At 47.1% G+C, this 17904-nt stretch carries 18 protein-coding genes; 13 read left to right on the top strand and 5 right to left on the bottom strand.

Going from position 1 to position 17904, the window contains the following annotated elements; all coding sequences use genetic code 11:
* Positions 1 to 21 precede the first annotated feature (21 nt).
* The 4 genes from qoxB (at position 22) to EI981_RS02940 (ending at position 3381) form a co-directional block, all read left to right on the top strand.
* Positions 22 to 1965 carry a cytochrome aa3 quinol oxidase subunit I gene (gene qoxB / locus EI981_RS02925; RefSeq protein WP_126995293.1) on the top strand — a complete coding sequence of 648 codons (1944 nt, stop codon included), beginning with the start codon at positions 22 to 24 and terminating at the stop codon, positions 1963 to 1965.
* On the top strand, positions 1962 to 2558 hold the full coding sequence (gene qoxC / locus EI981_RS02930) for a cytochrome aa3 quinol oxidase subunit III (protein ID WP_126995295.1): 597 nt from the start codon (positions 1962 to 1964) through the stop codon (positions 2556 to 2558). The genes qoxB and qoxC overlap by 4 nt, the downstream gene beginning before the upstream one ends.
* Before the next feature lies 1 nt (position 2559).
* A complete protein-coding gene (gene qoxD / locus EI981_RS02935; protein ID WP_126995297.1) occupies positions 2560 to 2844 on the top strand; it encodes a cytochrome aa3 quinol oxidase subunit IV in 285 nt (94 codons plus the stop codon).
* Positions 2845 to 3033: 189 nt separating this feature from the next.
* Positions 3034 to 3381 (top strand): metal-sensitive transcriptional regulator, encoded by a 348-nt coding sequence (locus EI981_RS02940; protein WP_126995299.1) that lies wholly within the window; start codon positions 3034 to 3036, stop codon positions 3379 to 3381.
* A gap of 76 nt (positions 3382 to 3457) precedes the next feature.
* On the opposite strand, the gene EI981_RS02945 is transcribed toward EI981_RS02940, so the two are convergent.
* The 4 genes from EI981_RS02945 to EI981_RS02960 form a co-directional block, all read right to left on the bottom strand.
* Positions 3458 to 5524 carry a serine hydrolase domain-containing protein gene (locus tag EI981_RS02945; RefSeq protein ID WP_127004290.1) on the bottom strand — a complete coding sequence of 689 codons (2067 nt, stop codon included), beginning with the start codon at positions 5522 to 5524 and terminating at the stop codon, positions 3458 to 3460.
* 165 nt (positions 5525 to 5689) lie between these two features.
* Positions 5690 to 6298 carry a hypothetical protein gene (locus EI981_RS02950; protein WP_126995301.1) on the bottom strand — a complete coding sequence of 203 codons (609 nt, stop codon included), beginning with the start codon at positions 6296 to 6298 and terminating at the stop codon, positions 5690 to 5692.
* A complete protein-coding gene (locus EI981_RS02955; RefSeq protein WP_068779514.1) occupies positions 6279 to 6479 on the bottom strand; it encodes a type II toxin-antitoxin system antitoxin in 201 nt (66 codons plus the stop codon). Before EI981_RS02955 ends, EI981_RS02950 begins: the two co-directional genes overlap by 20 nt.
* A 17-nt stretch (positions 6480 to 6496) precedes the next feature.
* Positions 6497 to 7267, bottom strand: a complete 771-nt coding sequence (locus EI981_RS02960; protein WP_227011862.1) for an SPFH domain-containing protein — start codon at positions 7265 to 7267, stop codon at positions 6497 to 6499.
* Positions 7268 to 7483: 216 nt separating this feature from the next.
* On the opposite strand from EI981_RS02960, the gene EI981_RS02965 reads away from it, so the two are divergent.
* From EI981_RS02965 to EI981_RS03000, 9 genes are all read left to right on the top strand, one after another.
* Positions 7484 to 8158, top strand: coding sequence for a stalk domain-containing protein (locus EI981_RS02965; RefSeq protein WP_227011665.1), 675 nt, complete (start codon positions 7484 to 7486; stop codon positions 8156 to 8158).
* 141 nt (positions 8159 to 8299) lie between these two features.
* A complete protein-coding gene (nfsA, locus tag EI981_RS02970) occupies positions 8300 to 9043 on the top strand; it encodes an oxygen-insensitive NADPH nitroreductase (protein ID WP_126995306.1) in 744 nt (247 codons plus the stop codon).
* Between the two features lie 361 nt (positions 9044 to 9404).
* The gene (locus EI981_RS02975) at positions 9405 to 10076 is read left to right on the top strand and encodes a TOMM precursor leader peptide-binding protein (RefSeq protein WP_126995308.1); all 672 of its coding nucleotides are present in this window, start codon (positions 9405 to 9407) and stop codon (positions 10074 to 10076) included.
* A complete protein-coding gene (locus tag EI981_RS02980) occupies positions 10073 to 11470 on the top strand; it encodes a YcaO-like family protein (protein WP_126995310.1) in 1398 nt (465 codons plus the stop codon). The genes EI981_RS02975 and EI981_RS02980 overlap by 4 nt, the downstream gene beginning before the upstream one ends.
* Positions 11471 to 11512: 42 nt before the next feature.
* Positions 11513 to 12256: a nitroreductase family protein gene (locus tag EI981_RS02985; RefSeq protein ID WP_126995312.1), complete on the top strand. Its 744-nt coding sequence runs from the start codon at positions 11513 to 11515 to the stop codon at positions 12254 to 12256.
* Between the two features lie 276 nt (positions 12257 to 12532).
* The gene (locus EI981_RS02990) at positions 12533 to 13456 is read left to right on the top strand and encodes a polyprenyl synthetase family protein (RefSeq protein ID WP_126995314.1); all 924 of its coding nucleotides are present in this window, start codon (positions 12533 to 12535) and stop codon (positions 13454 to 13456) included.
* Positions 13457 to 13658: 202 nt separating this feature from the next.
* Positions 13659 to 13835 (top strand): competence pheromone ComX, encoded by a 177-nt coding sequence (gene comX, locus EI981_RS28920; protein WP_162616069.1) that lies wholly within the window; start codon positions 13659 to 13661, stop codon positions 13833 to 13835.
* An 83-nt stretch (positions 13836 to 13918) separates the two neighbouring features.
* Positions 13919 to 16282, top strand: coding sequence for a sensor histidine kinase (locus tag EI981_RS02995; protein WP_227011666.1), 2364 nt, complete (start codon positions 13919 to 13921; stop codon positions 16280 to 16282).
* Complete coding sequence (locus tag EI981_RS03000) at positions 16260 to 16919, top strand: response regulator transcription factor (RefSeq protein WP_126995318.1); 660 nt, start codon at positions 16260 to 16262, stop codon at positions 16917 to 16919. Before EI981_RS02995 ends, EI981_RS03000 begins: the two co-directional genes overlap by 23 nt.
* A gap of 43 nt (positions 16920 to 16962) precedes the next feature.
* Here EI981_RS03000 and EI981_RS03005 read toward each other — a convergent pair whose 3' ends face one another.
* On the bottom strand, positions 16963 to 17790 hold the full coding sequence (locus tag EI981_RS03005) for a TatD family hydrolase (RefSeq protein WP_126995320.1): 828 nt from the start codon (positions 17788 to 17790) through the stop codon (positions 16963 to 16965).
* Positions 17791 to 17904 lie beyond the last annotated feature (114 nt).

Consider the following 17904-nt stretch of genomic DNA (forward strand, 5'->3'; position numbering starts at 1 on the left):
ACAGAAGGGAGTATGCTTGACATGAAATGGGACGAATTTTTCGTCACTGGCGAACCGATGATTTATGGTGCGATGGTCAGTATCGTAGTCGCATCCTTGGCAATTGTCATCGGCTTGACCTATTTTAAAAAATGGGGCTACCTGTGGCGCGAGTGGCTGACAACGGTTGACCATAAGCGAATCGGTATCATGTATATTATCAGTGCGCTCTTGATGTTGTTCCGGGGCGGCGTTGACGCGCTGCTCATGCGGTCGCAGCTTGCGATTCCAGAGAACGGGCTTCTTGATGCGCAGCACTATAATGAGATATTTACGACTCACGGGGTTATTATGATCCTGTTCATGGCAATGCCGTTCATTATCGGTCTGATGAACGTAGTCGTGCCGCTGCAGATTGGTGCGCGCGACGTTGCATTTCCGAGACTGAATGCGGTCAGCTTCTGGCTATTCTTCGCCGGAGCAATGCTGTTCAACCTATCCTTCGTCATCGGCGGTTCGCCGGACGCAGGATGGACGGCTTACTTCCCGCTGGCCAGCAATGAGTTTAGCCCATCGGTGGGCATGAACTATTACTCGATAGCAATTCAGATTGCCGGTATCGGTACGCTGATGACGGGCGTTAACTTCATTGCTACCATTCTGAAGATGCGTGCGCCTGGTATGAAGCTGATGAAGATGCCGATGTTCACTTGGTCTGTCTTGATCACTTGCGTTATTATCCTGTTCGCGTTCCCGGTTCTTACGGTAGCGCTAGCGCTGATGATGTTCGACCGAATGTTTGGCTCTCAATTCTTCACGATGGCCAACGGCGGTATGGATATGCTCTGGGCCAACCTGTTCTGGGTATGGGGCCATCCGGAAGTATATATTGTTATTCTCCCGGCGTTCGGTATTTTCAGTGAAGTGATCGCGACCTTCTCGCGGAAGAACCTTTATGGATATTCCTCGATGGTAGGCAGTATGGTTATCATCTCATTGCTGTCCTTCCTCGTATGGGCTCACCATTTCTATACGATGGGTCATGGGGCAATGGTCAATGGCGTATTCTCCATAACGACGATGCTCATCGCGGTTCCGACCGGGGTGAAGATATTCAACTGGCTGCTTACGCTTCATAAAGGGAAGATTGAGTTTACGACACCGATGTTGTACTCACTTGCGTTCATTCCGATCTTTACGATCGGTGGGGTTACCGGTGTCATGCTCGCTATGGCGAGTGCCGACTATCAGTACCATAATACGATGTTCCTGGTTGCTCACTTCCACTATGTGTTGATTCCAGGCACAGTATTTGCCGTTATCGCTGGTTTCTATTACTGGTTCCCGAAATTGTTCGGATTCCGCTTGAACGAGCGTCAAGGCAAACTGGCTTTCTGGGTCATTGCAATCAGCTTCAACGTAACGTTCTTGCCGTTGTTCTTGCTTGGACTCAATGGCATGACGCGCCGGATGTACACTTATTCGGCAGATACAGGCTTTGGCCCGCTCAATATGATCGCAACGATCGGCGCTTTTGGCCTGGCAATTGGATTTATTATTCTGGTTTATAATATTTACTGGAGTTTCCGCTATGCGCCTAGAGAGACGAATGGCGATCCTTGGAACGCACGTACGCTTGAATGGAGCACGCATAGTCCGATTCCAGATTATAACTTCGCCATCGTTCCTACGGTTCAAGGACGTGACCCGTTCTGGGAGCATAAGAAGGGTGGACATCAGCTCTATAAAGGTAATTATGAAGAGATTCATATGCCAAATAACAGCGGCCAACCAGTCATACTCGGAGGTATCTTCTTCTTCTTTGGATTTGCTATGATATTCGGCTGGTGGATTCCGGCGATCATCGGTGGGCTTGGTGTAATTGTAATGTTGGCAGTTCGTTCGTTCGAACGCGATCACGGGCATCATATCCCGGTTCGTGAAATTGAAGAAACGGAAGCTAGATTGCGGGGTGAACAGGCATGAAGTTAGATAACTCTTTGCCTTTGGAATACCGTTCAGAAGAGAATAGTAATCGGATTTTCGGTTTTTGGCTGTTCCTTGGCGCGGAAATCGTGTTGTTCTCAACGCTGTTCGCCGTCTATTTCACACTCTGGAATCGGACCGGCAACGGCCCGAGCGGTAAAGAAATATTCGAGATCGGTCCGGTTCTGATCGAGACCTTCGTGTTGCTCACAAGCAGCTTCACGATTGGTCTGATGATCAACAGTATGCGTCACGGAATGCAAAAGGCAGCTATGGTCTTTTTCTTCATCACTTTAGTGCTTGGTCTGATCTTCCTTGGTGTAGAAATTACCGAGTTCGTGACCTATATTAATGAAGGAGCAACGATTTCAACGAGCGCCTTCATGTCCAGTCTGTTCGTTCTGCTTGGTACGCACGGTGCCCACGTAACCTTGGGCTTGCTGTGGGGGGCAGGCATTATGATACAGATCAAACGCGAGGGCTTCACGCTTGATACAGCGAATAAATCATTTATTTTCTCGCTTTATTGGCACTTCCTTGACGTTGTCTGGATCTTTATCTTCAGCTTCGTATATCTGAAAGGAATGATGTGACATGAAAAAATTATTCCCTGTCCACCATGTCATGGGATATGTGTTCTCGCTGATCCTTTCGGTCGTCGCTCTGTCCGTCATTCTATGGGATATGCCACTGGCTGTCGGTATGACGATCCTGCTTGTCTGTGCGGCGATCCAGATGGGCGTCCAACTGTTCATGTTCATGCATATCGGCGAGACCGGATCCAAGACTTCACTGTATACCAACATCGCTTATGCTTTGTTCGTTGGGCTTGTAACCGTTTTTGGTACGCTATTTACCATGATCTGGGGATATCAATAAAGTTAGACGAGGCATTCGTTTCGGTCTAGTAACCAGAATCACCCCGTACCTTCTGTAATGAAGGTACGGGGTGACTTTTTGTATCGACGGATTGGCAGGGGGCATCGCTGTCTAATGCCTGTAACCGATTGAAAGGTTGCCTGGATTGCGATATTATGATGTAAAGGTCCAATATAGCGAGGTGATAACATGGCGGAACAAGAAGAGAAGAAGCATGGCGCGACAGATGAGTGCTGCGGCGGTGAGGGCGAATGCCATGTCCGTCATAGCCATCATTCCGAAGCTGTGAAGAGCAATTTGACGAGCCGCTTGAACCGGATTGAAGGTCAGATTCGCGGCATTAAAGGTATGATCGAGAAGGATACGTATTGTGATGATGTTCTGAATCAGATCGCGGCAGTTCAATCAGCACTGAATAGTGTTGGTAAGCTGCTCTTAGAGGGTCATATGAAGAGTTGCGTGATTGAGCGGATTCAGGCCGGTGAGATGGATGTAGTTGATGAACTGCTGGTCACCGTAAATAAATTGATGAAGTAATACGCGCGAAATATACCCCGTACTAGTATGTCAAAAGAGTAAGCCCCACAAGTTCATAACTTGTGGGGCTTGCTGTTTATTTTAACGAGATTTCAAACTGTGATCCTGGGTCGCCTATAAAGGCGATGAAACCATTCTCAGGCAGTACTACTTCATTCACGCCGCTGACTACAGTGAAATTTACACATGTTCCATTGGCATCATAGACCGCGAAGGAACCTGCTTTCGGCATATTAACCGATAGTGTCTTACCTACCGATTTCTCCGGAATGGTGTACCATCTCGCTTGACCATTCTCTTGAATTTTCGTCTTCGACTCCTTACCTATATAGAGTGGAGTGACATTGTCCTGACTAACAAATAGGCTTCCGGCAGCCTTCAAATATTCTACACCGTCATCTGTGAAGAAGATGAGATCACTCGTGTCTCTGCCCATCAATGTCGGAATGTTTAACAAATTCAGAGCTTCATTGGCACCTGTAATCTTATTTGCCATTAAGTATCCTGGCATATCTTTAAGTGTTGCAATATATGCGATAGGAGGCTGCATGAAGTAGGCCTGCGATGTATATTTTTCACTTACGAGAAAATAGGTCTTACCTTCACGGGCTTCCCATGCCTTTGCTATATCAGGAGATAATTCATTCGGTTCCAGCTTCTCCGCCTGATAGTCGGACATAGCTAGTTGACCAAGGCCTGGAATGGTTGTATAGGATCTTACCCATAAGTAAGTACGTCCATTGTCTTCTGTGACTAAGTTAAGCTTCGTGCTGCCGTCCTCACTGACGAATGAGCCATCTGCTGTATAAATAAATTTCTGAACCGGAGCTTCAGGTACCGCAAGCGAGCTTAAGGACAACTCGCCATCCTTGCTAATATCCAGCTTGATCAACTGACCAGCTGTGCCGTAGATTCCTGCATTTGTCGATACCTCCACCGGCATATTTGCCTTTACAGGTACACCAAATGACTTGGCAGGCTTCAGCTCCTTAATGATTCCTTTTTCCTGCAGAGCACTTAACAGGATCTCGCCCGCCATAATTTGATTTATTGAACTCGAACCACTTGAAGAGAGGATTGCTACAGACAGCTTCTGCTCGGGCAACACGACCAGAGAAGCGTGAGACAGCTGGGTGTCCCCACCTTTCGTCAGGGCCTGTATTCCGTAGTCGTTGAACGGGAACAGATTGACACTATCCCAGCCTAATCCATAGGCGAACGAGCTATCTGCCTCTTCTGGCCACATACCGTTCTTATATTCTGCCTTAGCCGTGGCAGTTACTGATTTCTCTGTCAGGAGTCCGTTAGCATTCCCTGTGAAGATTTGCGAGAAGCGGGCAAGATCTTCAGCTGTGGAATAAATACCACCGGTACCGATAAAGTTAACCGTATCCGCAGGAAGCTCTCCCTGATAGCCAGGAGAATAGACGCCAGCCAGTTGTGAAGTATTCACATCATCTTGCGGAGTTTTTGTATTTTTCATACCAAGCGGCTCTGTAATATATTTATGTATGAAGTCTGTGAAGTCCAAGCCGCTAACTCTCTCTACCAATATTTCTGCTAGAGTGAAGCCGTCGTTGCAATAAACTGAGAATGCACCTGGATCAGCCTTCAGCCGCTGTACTTCCAGACGCTTCAGCAAATTGTCATATCCAGATGTATCATTATCATCGAACAAAAAGCCACTGACGAATGTAGATCCGCTTAAGCCAGAGGAATGATTCAACAGCATACGCGGAGTAATCTTTTTATAGCGCTCGTCTTTCATTTTGAAATCAGGAATATAGGTGGTCAGAGGCTGATCCAAATCTATTTTCCCTTCATCGACAAGCTTCATAACAGCAACGGTTGTGAACATTTTGCTAGTGGAGCCAATGCCATACATGGAATCAGCTGTTAACGGGGTATTGTCAGACACATGATTGATACCGGATTGCCCGGATACTACAATCTTACCTTGATCAATGAGTGCGTATTGCAAGCTGTACGTACCATAATTTTTCGTCAGCAGATCGGCCTTCTGCGCTGCCAATTGCTTGGTCGCCTCGTAAGAAGGGCTCTTCTCGGCGGCAAAAGCTCCAGCTGGCACGAGCAATGTCAGCAACAGGGCTGCCATCACTAAAAATGATAGGCGCTTCTTCATTCTCATCTTCGTTTTTACCTCCCTAATGTAATCGTATCCAGAATTCCACTACTAAAGGTGTGACAGTCATTCTGTCTTAACATATTTTTACGGTGTATGTGTTCATAGGTTTCATTAGATATATGAGCGGATGCAGTGGTACGATAGCATCCGCTTCATCGATATCTATTTTCCCTCGCGGACAATGCCTTGCTCATACATGGCTTCGACAAACGACACCATGATCTGGACACATCCACGGAGGAACACTACATCGGCTTTCTTATTCGTCTCCGAGAAGGTAAGCAGGGCTTCATGCTCTTTGACGCGCGCCTTGAGACGGGCGCCCTTATGTTCCTCCAGTAAGTCCGCTATACCCTCATGCTTCAGAATAGCTCTTAACATACTGGGGTGAGAGGCCCCGGCATGGAACGACTTGCTGAGGGGATTCGGCAGGGTGACCTGCCGTAAATTCCCGTGAAGGATTAGAAGTAGAGGGCTTTTGACCGAGCTCAGCAAATATTCAAGCTTTCTTCTCGGTTTGTACTTATACTTGATTCCGATTACTTGGCCGCTGTTTGTATTAGATCCGTTAGAGTTGGAATCGGTAACTGTGAGATACATTTGTCCCCGTCCATGCGGCAGCCGAATCAGGACATGCCGTCCGGTGTATTTCCAATTCTTGAAGGACGCTTCTACAAAAGTCGCTTCGTATTTATTCGCATACTCCTGCAGCAGGAACTTTGATTTTGATTCCCACCAAGGTTTAGTAGACTTAATCTTGGTCCGCGTCATTTTCCAAGGCCTCCTTGACACGCATTTGGGGTGAGGGCAAGCGCCCTTCCTTCCGTAGGGCCTCGCGTAGTACATATTCAATATGACCATTCACGCTTCGGAATTCGTCAGCCGCCCAGCGTTCCAAAGCTTCATATACGACGGGGTCCAGGCGCAGCGGGAAGCTCTTTTTCTTAGCCATCGTGAATGGGACTCCAATTAATACAGACTGCTCGTATTAATGATAGGTTGGGCGGAACGGTCTGATACGACCGCGACAAGCAGGTTATTGATCATAGCAGCTTTACGCTCATCATCCAGTTCAACGACGCTCTCGTCCTGCAGGCGCTGCAGCATGGCACTGGCGATTTCCGTAGAGTATGCCAAATGTGTCAAGCGGGACTCGATGACTTTGACACCAGCTATAGCTAAGCGGTTTTGCAGCTCATCAGTCAGTTCCTGAGCAATTTCCTCTGTATTTCCGCGTAAGGAGAAGCCATTGCCATCCAACTGATCATAAGGGTACTTGCTAGCTACGTGTCGCAGAGCAGTTTCGCTCTGAATCTCCACGAAGGTTTCGTATTCATCGACTTCGAATAGCGCTTTTGCCGAATCGATCACCGAGAATACAACAACGGTAGCAATCTCAATCGGGTTCCCGTTAACATCATTGACCTTCAGCTTGGCACTGTTGAAGTTGCGTACACGCAGCGATACTTTCTTCCGGTTGGAAAAGGGAGTTACCATATAGAACCCACTATTGCGGATCACGCCGAGGTACTTCCCGAAAAAGGTAACGACAGCGGACTGGTTCGGCTGCACGATCGTAAGCCCAGTGAGGATCACAAAGGCGATCACGCAAGAGATGGCTCCGAGGATGATGGGAAGAGGTGTAGCAATGGTAAACAGATATACTCCAGCGCCTGCAAAGGCGATGAAGAATAGCAGCGCAACAAATCCGTTCAGATAAGACAATTGTTTTTCCTTCAGCATAGTGAAGCACTCCTTAATATTCATTTAATATTTATTTGATATTCATATGATATCACTTTTAGGATTTATTGTAAATCAATATTGTGAAAATAGTACTAAAGATGGGCGAGTCACATCCTGTATTAGTTAATGGGTAGCTTGAATTTAGGAAATTAATATTTTATATTCTTTATATAAATGTGCAGTAATCCATTTTATAGAAGGGGAGAGGAAATGTTGAAGAAGAGATGGATGATTAGTACCATGGTGGCAGCGCTGATGCTGACAGCCGGAACTGGTGTATATGCAGGTGCAAAACTGCAGGAGGTCAAAGCCTACCTGAACAGCAGCATTCAACTCAAGTACAATGGAACACCTGTACAGCCACGGGATGAAAAAGGGAATGCAGTTCTCCCGCTTACCTATAACGGAACGACGTATCTTCCTGTCCGTGCGGTCGCTGATATTGTAGGTGTCGCTGTATCCTATAACCCGGAGACCTCTACGGTCGAATTGGGTGAGAAGGCGGAGGGCGTAGCGATCGCCAAAGGCTTTGAGAACATGTATTATACGAAGGACCCGAAAGAGACGACTTACCAGGGTAAGGACTACAAGGAAGCTTATTTCGATAATGCCAGCGGCAAACGCAGCAGCAACTTTATGTTGTACCCGAAAGGGAAGTATCAGAAGCTGGTTCTACAGGTCGCGGCCGTTGGTGAAGATATTGATAACTTTGCCATCGAAGACAGCGAGAAGAATGTGAAGCTGACGACCGAGAAAGTTGCAGTGAGTGACGGTCTTAAGACCATCGAGGTAGATATCACAGGCGTTAACGAGTTGTATATTTATGCTGATGTACTCAATAACGGAGCTATGTTTGTTCCTTTAACAACGTCTTATTATAAATAAGCTTTTTATATTGATAGACCAGTCCGACACGTGATCCGTGTCAGGCTGGTTTTTCTTATTTAAGGAGAGTTAGACTGTATATAAAGGTATGGATTCTGAAGCACGATATAGAAATAAACAGCATAGAGGAGAGATATACGCATGAATGAGACCATCAAGTTGTTAATGGCACATCGCTCGATCCGCAAATATGCGGACAAGCCGGTGTCCCGCGAGATCGTCGAGCAGATCATTGCTGCGGCACAAATGGCTTCGACCTCCAGCAATGTACAAGGTTACAGTGTAGTAGCTGTTACTGATCCAGAACGTAAGCAGAAGCTGTCGCAGCTCAGCGGCAGTCAAGCTTACATCGTGGAATGCCCTGTCTTTCTGGTATGGTGTGCGGATTTGTCCCGACTGAAAAATGCTGCCCAGCATCATTTGCCGGATACAAAATCGTATGAAGGAGCGACAGAGAATTTCATTGTTGCTACAGTCGATACTGCTCTGGCGGCACAAAATGCAGCTATCGCAGCCGAATCGCTCGGTCTTGGCATCGTCTACATTGGGGGAATCCGCAATCACATCCAGCAAGTGACTGAACTGCTCCATTTGCCAGAGCTGGCCTTTCCGGTATTCGGTATGTGTCTGGGTTATCCGGATCAAAGCCCGGGTCAGCGCCCGAGACTGCCTCAGCCAGCGGTTCTGCACTGGGAGGAATATAACAGCGCAGAGAGTGAGAAGCAGGTCGCTATATATGATGAGATCACGAGTAAGTATTTGCGCGATCGTACTGGAGGGGCCAAAGATACACCGTGGTCCAGACTTATGGCCGAGAAGCTGGCGAATCCATCGCGTCTTCATATGAAGGAGTTTCTGCAACAGCGAGGATTTAAACTGGATTGAGCAGAGGAGGACTGTTTAGAGCTAATAGAAAAATGTACTGAATAGGCTGTATCGGGCTATTGGCAGCAATAGTCTGGATACAGCCTTTTTTTGCGTAAAAGGAAAGGCAGTAAGGGGCTCAAGGAGACTCCGCAAGCTGCTGTAAGCGGTGCTGAAAGTCCTGGAATTGCGATAAGCTTGCAGTTGAAAAGCGCAATTTAATTGTGGGAAGACGTAAATGGGTTTTCGGTGTAAAACCGGAAAATTCAGATTATTATTAGATCAAGAGGGACAACACGAACGAAAGCAACACAAGAGAAGCACAGCATGATCAACGGGGGATGGATCATTATTTAAATCATTTTAGGGGAGGTTAAAGGAGATGTATTTCGGAGAATTTCAGGATTTACGCAATCTCAATATGCCTAATAGCCATGATTTTGATTTATATGAAGGCTACTATTCGGAATTCCAGGTCACGATTCTGTGCGACAAAGAAGCTGTTAATCCGGCGGATTCGCTCAAAGGTCTGCTTACAGGACTTGGAGTCGATGTGACTACAGTGAGCGAGTTCACAGACGTTCGCGTAGATTCCGAACTGGTCGTAGTACTTCAGGCTGAGAAATGTGGGGAAGCGTTCAATACTTACGCTATGGAGAAGGGAATCATGTGGCTCCCCGTGCAATTCTCCCATTCTACAGGTAGAATTGGTCCGATTATCGTTCCAGGCTACTCGGCTTGTTATGAGTGCGCACAGCGGCGAAGCAGTTCGAACGGCTTGGCACCTCTGGAGCCGAAGAATGAGATGTTCGATCTGTCCTGGTCTGTATTGAGCGGTGTGATTGCGATCGAGACGGCAAAATGGATCTCACGCCATACCAGCAGCTTTCCGCCGTTATCGCTGGGACACATGATTGATTTTGACGCCTTCCACCTGCAGGGAGAAGTTAATCCGATCTATAAGCTGCCAACTTGTCCTTCCTGTGGCACGAGAAATCAGGCCCGTCTGGGTGCACAACCTTGGCGCGAGTCGGATCTGGTGCTTGGGCAATGAGCCGTACATTGATCCGGAGGTCGGGAGGGGCTGGTTATGCAGGCTGCCCTAGAACCGACAACGCCGCGGTACCAACCCGGGTTCAAGATTTGACCTCTACCGTGCCAGATCATTTGCGGCGGGCGATTAGTCCGCACGGAGGCATGGTCAGGGGGCTTATGAATTTAAGTAGGGACTCTGGAGATCCCAAGCTGTATCTTAGCTTGGCTGCCCCGGCTAACCCGAAATTTTTGGTGGAGGGGCAGCATGGCCTGATCGATTTTTTCGCCAGCGGAATAGGATTAACTCTGGAAGAGGCGAATACGACCGCTGTCGCGGAAGCCATTGAGCGATACTGTGCCGCTTATGTTATCCCGGAACGACTGCTACTTGCTACTTGGGAGGAGCTAGGTGAGGATGCGCTTCATCCCGGCGAACTTCCTCTATTTACGAAAGAGCAGTATGAACAATGGCAATTTCCATATCGACCTTTTACGGAGCAGTCCATGATTCGTTGGGTGCATGGCCGTAGTCTTACAAACGGCCGAATGAAGTGGGTGCCAGCCGCGATCGCCTGGGACTCTTATATCCCGCAGAGCGGGGATGAGGAAGCGATATGCTTCGGTCTCATGACCGGTTCAGCGGCGGGGGCCACAAAGGAACAGGCCATGATTGGAGGTTTGCTGGAGATCATTGAACGGGATGCATTCATGATCATGTGGTACAATTCACTCTCGTTGCCAAGACTGGATACACGTGATTTGCTTGTTATGGAGCAATTCAAGGAATTGCTCGATCCGAACAGATTCGAATTAACGGTGATCGATACGACGAGCGATATTGGAATTCCTTCGGCATTTGGCTTACTGATGACTCGCGACGGCAAAGTATCCGTCGGCGGATCGTCCCGGCTGTCGATGGAGGAGGCCGTACGTAAGACGCTGATGGAGATCAGCCAGCTGTTCATTGGCAACAAACCGCAAATTTATTCGAAATCAATTCCTTCACTTCTACCACATCAGGTTACAGATTACGGACTAAGGCTACCATATTATGAACAACCTTATGCCCATGAAGAATTAGCGTTCACCACGGCATCAAGCGAGTTCCGGTCCATCCAGCCGGCGCTACCTATCGCAGCTGGTACTGAAGCGGAGCGTCTTCAGTATATCGTCCAGCAATTGGCGAAGCGGGGACTAGAAGTGCTGTGCGTTGACCTGACTACAGACGATGTCCGCCAACTAGGACTGCATGTCGTAAAGATGATCGTTCCGGGTACAGTCCAACTGCCGCGCAGCGAGAAAGAACGGATCATCACAAGTGAACGGATCTATAAGACGCCAGTTGAGCTTGCACTTCGAACAGAGTCGATTCTGCCGCAAAATTTGAACCGTAGTCCGCATCCGTTTCCATAAAGATCATTAGCTCTTACTCATAAAAATAAGGATGTGATACCCATGCAAATTAAATATATGGATTGGCAGTCCGATCAGGATTTTGAGGGAGAGTATTTGGCGATGACTTACCATCTGAACTCTAATCATTATCAGCAGCTTGATGTGCTGACCCGGTCGCGAATGAAGATGCTGAAGAATCTGTTCATGCAGATGAATCAGGCAGTGACGCCAGCTAAGCGATATTTTGCTGCAGAACGGTTCAAGGCCGATGAACTTTACCACGAGGGTCATCCCTATATAGCGGAGCTCCTCGCAAGCCTGGAGAAGCTGCAGCGCACGACCGTGCCGTTCTGGGATTTCGAGAGTCTTAAAAATCTGGGACCGACCGATAAGCTGGATGCTCTTGACTTATATTTTCTGTCTAAGAGTCAGACCAGCGGCAGCTACGTGCTCTTCTATTACAGCCCTGCGGAGAAATTCGTAGAATATGTCAAGGAAGAAGAGGGAGCACGCTGGTGGAATAAGACTTTTGACAAGAGTCTGGAGTTCCGTGATGGAGATTTAGCCTTGTTCATCACAGCGAATATTAACCGGACCATTAGGCTGTTCGGGGAACGGGGCTACCGTCTATGCATGCTGGAGGGCGGCCGAATGACTGAGCGCCTTGTGCGCAGCTCGCAAGAGAGCGGAAGATCGCTCGTTCCTGTGATGACCTTCTATGATAAACCAGTGCAGGAACTGCTTGGTGTGGACGGATATTATGATGTCGTGTTATCGAGCCTTATATTTCGAGGAGAGGAATAGAACTGCGCGAATATAAATTTGAGAGAAGTTCGAGCTGATTTTCGAACGGGAAGTTCAGTCCAACTAGGGCGTGTGCTATGCAGGAAGAAGGAATGCGAATGAGCGGTCCGCTGCCTAATTTATAAAGTTTATTCAATGAATATTTCATGGAATAAACTTTTTTTCTTGGGAATTGTTGTTGTTTATTTTGGCGAGAAAGAAGGTGCTAATTCATAGATATGGAATACATATAAAGAAATGGAATTTCTATATTTAATTTAGTATGGAGGTTATAGAGTGGAGCAATTTGCTGAAATGCTAGAAATAGAATTACGCGAAAGTTTAAGAACCTATTTTAGCGTCCCACAGCTCTATGAACACGCACTCGCATGTCTTGAGGACAAAATACAGGAATCTTCTATGCTATTAGGCAAAATGACCGTACTTCACTACCGGATGTTTGCAGGTGAGGATACACGGGATATTTACAGAGCGGCAGCGGCGATCGAGCTGATGATGCTCGGCCTAGACATCATCGATGATATACAGGACAAGGATAACGGTAAAATGGCATGGAACCAGCTTCCGTCCGAAATCGCCCTGAATATCGGGATCGGTATGCTGACGCTCTCAGGGGAGCTTATTCTGGAAACTGGATTCCCCAGTGAACGGAAATTGGCGGCTGCACAGCTTCTTAATCAGGGGGTTCTTATCGCCGTAAATGGGCAAATGACGGATCTGTATAATGATGTCAGTTCGGAAGAGGAGTACATTGAGATGGTATCGCAGAAATCAGCGGCCCTTCTCGTTACGGCCAGCATGATCGGCACGGTGCTGGCAACTGGTGAATGGATTGAGGAAGTTAAGTTGTATGCTGAGCAGCTCGGCATCGCCGCCCAGATCAAAAATGACATTCGCGATTTGCTTAACTGGGATGACAAGAATGACTTTCTAAATCGAAAAAAGACGCTTCCGACACTGTACTTGCTGCAGTCTGTCTCCGATGAAGAACGCTGGATCATCGATTATTTCGAGGGGCGCCTGGATTTCGCCGATGTCGTAGGGCGCAAGCAGGAGGTTGAGAGGATTATAGAATCAACGGGAACGCTGATTTATACCTCAGTTCGAATGAGGACGCACTACTATCGCTATTTAGAGCACATTGAACGCCTTAATATCGAGCCGCACTGGAGGGAGAAGATGCTCTCTTTTGCTGAATAACGGTTGACTGCCATGGGACTCAGAGGGTATTGCACAACATATACCGATGCACCGCATAGGCGACCGCAAACCCACGCAAATCCCGCAAAAATGTTTGCGGGAAATACGGGAGTGGTTGTCGTTTCCAACATCAAAAATGACCTGTATATTGGGCTTAAGAGGAAGACCTCTTAATCAAATAACCCAATTGGAGGGATTTAAGATGTTGAAAGAACTGATTCAAGCTTTGGTGAAGGATTCTGGTGCAATGATGAATATTCGTGAAGGACAGCTTCAATTGGCAGGCATGAGCGCCGTCGAGCAGAGAGCTTTGATCGATGTGCTCAGAGACAAGGGAGATATGAGTAAAGAGCCACTTCGCTTTATTCCATGGTGTTAATTGGAACACCATTCTTATAAAGAATGCAGATTAAGTGAGCTAACCTAAAATGTGAGGGAACAACATTGGCACATAAAACAAAAATGTCGATATTCATAGTTCTAATTAGCATTCTTGTAGGATATTTGTCTTTCTCTATATATAATAATCCTTTTATCGGAGCGAAGGTTGCTGACAATGGGGAAGGGCAGTTTGTAGTCACAGATTTCTCTTCCAAGAGCAGTTGGGGGAACGGGAGAATATTAGTTGGGGATATAGTTCTAGAGGTGAACGACCAGCCAGCAGCGGATTTCTTCACGATCAAGACCTACGGCTTGCTGGAGAGGGCCTCATCCATACTCCTGAATAGAGCAGGAGAGGATGGCACATCATCAAATATTTTACTTCACGTATATAACGAGCTATCGTTGAACGAATTGATGATCCAGCTCATCTCACCACTCATCTCCGTACTTCTATTCTCCGGTTTATCGTTCTTCGTATATCAGAGGCGGAAGGGCGATCCTGCGGCCATTCAGCTGATTCTGTTCTTCTTATCCATTGGAGTCGCTTATTTAAGTTCGCTCTCTTCAGGAAGAGCTGATCCGGTAGGCAGGATTACAATGACGTTTACGATTCTTATGGTGCCGATCTTCTTCTTGCAATTCATGACGTATTATCTGGATCGCTATCAGGAGAGAATCGCTAGTCGATATTCCCTAGGGTTCTTCTACGCCGTCATTTGTATGATTCTTGGACTCAATATAAGCAAAATTGTATTTAATTTCGGATCTCCGAATGTCATTTCATCATTAATCTTGATTTATTTTATAGGAATTAATATTTACATCGTCTTCAGATTGGTGCAGAAGTTTGTCGCTCATCGTCATGGACCTTTGAAGTCCTTGTTCAAATTAATTTTGATCGGACATATTATTGGCTTTTTCCCATTTGTATTTTTGTTTGCTGTACCCCAATTGTTCAGAATATCCCTTTTATCGCCAGAGATCGCTGCGGTATTTCTCTTGACTATTCCAATTGTTTATTTGTATATGTTCACGACTAAGCAGTTGTTCGATATTGATTTTTTAATTAATCGGTTTTTCTATTATGCCAGCCTGTCATTTCTGCCTACGCTTGTGATTTGTTTGCTAACGGTTCTCATTATGAATCAGGATAATCAATCCTGGGTCAAATGGAGCCGCTTGTTCCTCGCTTGCTATTTATTGATTACGCTGATGCTGTTCCTGAAGGAATATGCCGATCTTAAGCTGCGTCCCAAGCTCAATAAGGATCTGCATAATTTTCAAGGCAGCCTCAATCGGTTTTCTGCTCGAATATCACGTGTTATGAAGCGATCCGATCTGGAACGCGTATTGGAGCAGGAAATCTATAATGTGCTACCAGTCAAGAAGGTCGCATTCCTTGAGATTAACACGGATCATTTAACGGAGTTTAAGCTTGATGAATCACTTGGCGATATCCAGGATTCTGTCATTGAAGCGGTTGAGGCCTCAGCAGGCCCTTTGATGATCGGAAGCGTACTGAATGTGGAGCGGGGCATTTGCGTAATCGCGGGGAAGAAGCAGAATATTTTGCACTTGATGTGGCTGGATGTGAAGGGAAACAGGACCAAATATAATCTGGATGAACTGGCCTGGCTGCGGACGTTGGCCAACTACAGTGCGATCGTATATGAGAATTTGTATCTGATCGAGAGTCTGGTCGAGGAACTTGAGGTAGAGTTCCAGAAACATAGGGGAGCTGACTCCTCTCCATGGCTGCTTCGACTAATATTCAAACTAGCCGAGAAGGAACGGCGAAAGCTGGCTTCGGATCTCCACGATTCCGCGCTTCAGGATCAATTGATCTGGTATCGTAATCTGGAATCCGCGATGCTGGACCATGATATGTCGTCAGAGCTTCATCAGAAGCTGGTCGATGTTAGAGAAGGCCTACTGGATGTTATCCATCAGATTCGGGAGACATGTAATGAGCTGCGTCCGCCTTTGCTTCAGGAGATGGGAATTGTTGAAGCTCTGCGAGGGTTATTTGAGCAGGCGCAGATCCGCTCCAATTATGTTATCGATTTTCAATCTGATTCATTTATGGCGGATATTAATGATGAGCAAATGCTTACGATATTCCGTATTGTACAGGAGCTGCTCCGTAATGCAGGTAAGCATGCCAAGGCCTCAAATATTTTCATATCCCTGGAACAGAAAAATGATATATGGCTTACTTACAAAGATGACGGGATTGGGCTGAAGTTGGAGGATCTCAACGATTCTTATCAGCATATGGGTTTATCAGGCATTAAGGAGAGGGTGCACAGCCTTGAGGGAGCGATCGATTTCAGATCAGAGCCCGGAGAAGGGCTTGAGGTTCAAATATCATTGCCGCTAGAGTCAGCAAGTATGGACAGAGAAAGCGAGGAGGATTCAGATGGTTCGAATATTGCTGGTTGATGATCATCCCTCGGTTGGTGAAGGAACCAAGAATATGATTGAGCAGGATCCAGATATGCAGGTCACGGTGTTCATGTCCGCGATAGAAGCGCTGGGGTTGGTGGAGCAGGAGAGCTTCGATGTGATGCTTTTTGATTTGAACATGCCGATTATAAGCGGGATTGAGCTGACGAAGCGAATTATGAAGGTCAGGCCGGAGAGCCGTATTCTGATATATACGGGGTATGAGATCAGTCCTAACTTCAACATTCTCGTTGAATCGGGTGTCAGTGGCGTGGTCAGTAAGACGGCGACTCGCGAGCAGCTACTTAATTCGATCCGCTGCGTTCTACGCGATGAGGCAGTGATTCCGGTATCGCTGTTGCGTCAACTGCGGCGCAGAGAAATTCGTCTGAACCAAGGGCGGGAAGAGAAGTCGATGGAAGAGGTATCGATCAATGAGCGGGAGCAGGAAATTCTCCAGGAGGTCTCTAGTGGAAGCAGCAACAAGGATATTGCCTCTAGGCTATTGATGAGCCAGCGAACGGTCGAATATAATCTGACACGTATCTTCGAGAAGCTTAATGTACGCTCGCGGTCGGAAGCGATTGTTGAGGCCAGACGACTGGGTCTGATTCACTCCAGTGAGTTCGTATAGTGTGAGAAGAGAGAGCCATCCCATCGGATGGCTCTTCATGATATTAGGTAAGGCCATAGAAGCGGCGAGTGTTATCGTACAGCACCTTTCTAGCTTCCTCCAGCGGTATGCCCCGGATATTTGCCCAGGCCGCTGCCGCGTCATTGACCATTTTGGGATGGGTAGTCTGCCCGCTAAAGGGTCCTTCAAAAGGCCACGGGCCGTCCGTCTCCACCATCACCTGGTCAGTCGGATAGACGCGGGCCAGATCGATAATTTCTTCTTCATATAGAATATCAGGAGTGAATGACACGTAATAACCGGATTCAGCCATTCTTGCAATCGTCGTAGCCGATCCTTTGAACCAGTGGAAATGCGCCTTCTTAATCTCATATTGCTCCAGAAGATCACAGACTCGGTCGGCATCGTCATATACGGCATGTAAGACAACCGGTTTATTATGCTTCTTCGCGAATTGCAGCATGAGCTCCAACAGTTGGATGTGCGGCTCCAGGTCAAAGGATTTCCCCTGCTCGGTAGCCTCCAGCCGTGAATAGTAAGGTAAACCGACCTCACCGACCGCAATCATCTCTGCGGTATGATCCTCCATCCATTGTAGCAGCAGCTGCAGCTCGTCCTCGGAAGGTACATTCTGTTCCGGATGATAGCCAAAGGCCGGGTATAGAAATCCAGGATTTGATTTGGCGAGCTTCCGATTCTCCTGACTGGATTCCAGATCCTTGGAGACAGCGATCATGGCCTCGATGCTATGCTCGCGCATGTCTTGTATGATGGCTGTCCTCTCGTTCGCTTCGTACATCTCAAAATGAATATGGGCATCCATCAAAGGCTGCCGCTCCGGCTTTATTAATGGTGAAAGATCTGAACTCATCAGCGTATTCCTTCCTTTCCTGAACGTTCATTTTCACCTTTTACTATACATTTATGGCAGGTCAAATGCTATATCCTCGTGAAATATGGCGGATATGTCGTACAATATTAATTA

Origin of the sequence: Paenibacillus lutimineralis, assembly GCF_003991425.1 — a bacterium.
GTDB lineage: Bacteria > Bacillota > Bacilli > Paenibacillales > Paenibacillaceae > Fontibacillus > Fontibacillus lutimineralis.

Excerpts from the sequence above, each read along its gene's own strand:
- qoxB (WP_126995293.1), top strand. The coding sequence starts at position 22 with ATGAAATGGGACGAATTTTTCGTCACTGGCGAACCGATGATTTATGGT.
- qoxC (WP_126995295.1), top strand. The coding sequence starts at position 1,962 with ATGAAGTTAGATAACTCTTTGCCTTTGGAATACCGTTCAGAAGAGAAT.
- qoxD (WP_126995297.1), top strand. The coding sequence starts at position 2,560 with ATGAAAAAATTATTCCCTGTCCACCATGTCATGGGATATGTGTTCTCG.
- EI981_RS02940 (WP_126995299.1), top strand. The coding sequence starts at position 3,034 with ATGGCGGAACAAGAAGAGAAGAAGCATGGCGCGACAGATGAGTGCTGC.
- EI981_RS02945 (WP_127004290.1), bottom strand. The coding sequence starts at position 5,524 with ATGAAGAAGCGCCTATCATTTTTAGTGATGGCAGCCCTGTTGCTGACA.
- EI981_RS02950 (WP_126995301.1), bottom strand. The coding sequence starts at position 6,298 with ATGACGCGGACCAAGATTAAGTCTACTAAACCTTGGTGGGAATCAAAA.
- EI981_RS02955 (WP_068779514.1), bottom strand. The coding sequence starts at position 6,479 with ATGGCTAAGAAAAAGAGCTTCCCGCTGCGCCTGGACCCCGTCGTATAT.
- EI981_RS02965 (WP_227011665.1), top strand. The coding sequence starts at position 7,484 with ATGTTGAAGAAGAGATGGATGATTAGTACCATGGTGGCAGCGCTGATG.
- nfsA (WP_126995306.1), top strand. The coding sequence starts at position 8,300 with ATGAATGAGACCATCAAGTTGTTAATGGCACATCGCTCGATCCGCAAA.
- EI981_RS02975 (WP_126995308.1), top strand. The coding sequence starts at position 9,405 with ATGTATTTCGGAGAATTTCAGGATTTACGCAATCTCAATATGCCTAAT.
- EI981_RS02980 (WP_126995310.1), top strand. The coding sequence starts at position 10,073 with ATGAGCCGTACATTGATCCGGAGGTCGGGAGGGGCTGGTTATGCAGGC.
- EI981_RS02985 (WP_126995312.1), top strand. The coding sequence starts at position 11,513 with ATGCAAATTAAATATATGGATTGGCAGTCCGATCAGGATTTTGAGGGA.
- comX (WP_162616069.1), top strand. The coding sequence starts at position 13,659 with ATGTTGAAAGAACTGATTCAAGCTTTGGTGAAGGATTCTGGTGCAATG.
- EI981_RS02995 (WP_227011666.1), top strand. The coding sequence starts at position 13,919 with ATGTCGATATTCATAGTTCTAATTAGCATTCTTGTAGGATATTTGTCT.
- EI981_RS03000 (WP_126995318.1), top strand. The coding sequence starts at position 16,260 with ATGGTTCGAATATTGCTGGTTGATGATCATCCCTCGGTTGGTGAAGGA.
- EI981_RS03005 (WP_126995320.1), bottom strand. The coding sequence starts at position 17,790 with ATGAGTTCAGATCTTTCACCATTAATAAAGCCGGAGCGGCAGCCTTTG.